Here is a 1,525-nt window from a genome sequence, read left to right as displayed (position 1 = left end):
CGCGCAGGCCCCGCAGCCCGCCGTGCCCACGCCGCCCGCCGCGCAGGCCCCGCAGCCCGCCACTCCCGCCGAGCCGGCGCCGGCCGCGGGCCCCGGCGCGGGGGCAGGAGCCGGTCCAGGCGCCGGTCCCGGCACGGAACCGGTGCCCACGCCGCCGCAGGCGTTCGGGCCGCCGGAGGTCACCTCCTTCGACGCGACGCCCAACACACCCAACGCCCCCCACACACCCAACACCCCCGCCGCCCTGGGCTCCGTCGGCCTGGGCGGCCCCGGTGCGCCCGGCGGGCCGTTCGCGCCCGTGCCCACCCCCACCCCGCCGCCCGCCAAGCGGAGCAGGCGCAAGCCGGTCATCATCGCCTCCGCCATCGTCGCCACCCTGGTCATCGCGGGCGCTGCCGCCTTCGCCTACATGGCCTCCGACGACGACAAGGAGAAGCGCGACTACAGCAAGTTGACCCGCACGCCCTCCGCCGCCTCCACGACGTCCGACGGGCCGTCACCGTCCACCGACGACAGCGGCTCGCCCACTCCGTCCTCCACGTCGCTGGGCTCCAGCGGCGATGTGCCCGACGAGTACCTCGGCGCCTGGGAAGGCGAGATCATGGAGAGCGGCTCGGCCACCGGCAAGATCCGCCGCATCGTCATCTCCCAGGGCGCCATCGGCTCCAAGACCATCGAGACCTTCACCGCGGCCTCCGACTCCTTCTGCCAGACCAAGGCCACCCTCAAGGATGTGAAGAGCCTTCTGGTCGTCGAGGACGAGGAGGTGGACACCAGCATCCCCACCGACAGTTGCAGCACCGTCGGAGAGCAGACCCTGAAGCTGGGCGACGACGGCTCCATCGCCTGGAACAACTCGGACGGCTCCGCCTCGGCCACGCTGCGCCCCTCGAAGTCCGGGAACAAGGCCATCCCCGACAAGTACCTGGGTACCTGGCTGGCCAAGGACGCGTTCGGGGAGTCCGGCGCCACCCTGAAGATCACCATCAAGCAGGGCGCGATCGGCACGGAGGTGACCGACGACCTCGGGGAGAGTCAGAGGTACGAGTGCAAGGGCAACCGGGTCCTGGTCTCGGTCGAGAAGGGACTGGTCCTGAGCCCCGCCAACATCACCGAGGAGGCCCCCGAGGACTCCTGCCCGTCGAGCAGCATGCTCACCTTCACCGCCGCCGGATCTGACAAACTCCGTGTCCAATACGACGATCCGAACGACTACAGCGACGAGACCCAGACGCAGACGTTCACCCGGGTCGACTGATCGCGCACGGACAGGAGCCGCACGGCAATGGAGAACCTCGGGGCCCAGGACCCGCCGTGGATAGGCGAGTACCGGCTGCTCGCCAGGCTGGGAGAGGGCGGAATGGGCCGGGTGTACCTGGCCCGCTCCGCCCGCGGCCGCACCGTCGCCGTAAAGCTGGTGAAGGCCGAACTGGCCCGCCAGCCGGACTTCCGCGGCCGTTTCCGGCGTGAGGTCGCGGCCGCGAGACGGGTCGGCGGCCAGTGGACCGCGCCCGGACGCCGACAC

At 71.7% G+C, this 1,525-nt stretch carries 2 pseudogenes; both read left to right on the top strand.

Annotated elements, in window-relative coordinates:
• Positions 1-1,258 (top strand): annotated as a pseudogene (locus BBH68_RS14865) (hypothetical protein); the annotation flags it as partial.
• Positions 1,259-1,285: 27 nt separating this feature from the next.
• Positions 1,286-1,525 (top strand): annotated as a pseudogene (locus BBH68_RS14860) (protein kinase domain-containing protein); the annotation flags it as partial.

Origin of the sequence: Streptomyces sparsogenes (assembly GCF_001704635.1) — a bacterium.
Classification (GTDB): Bacteria; Actinomycetota; Actinomycetes; order Streptomycetales; family Streptomycetaceae; genus Streptomyces; species Streptomyces sparsogenes.
This window is presented reverse-complemented; position numbering and strand designations above follow the sequence as displayed.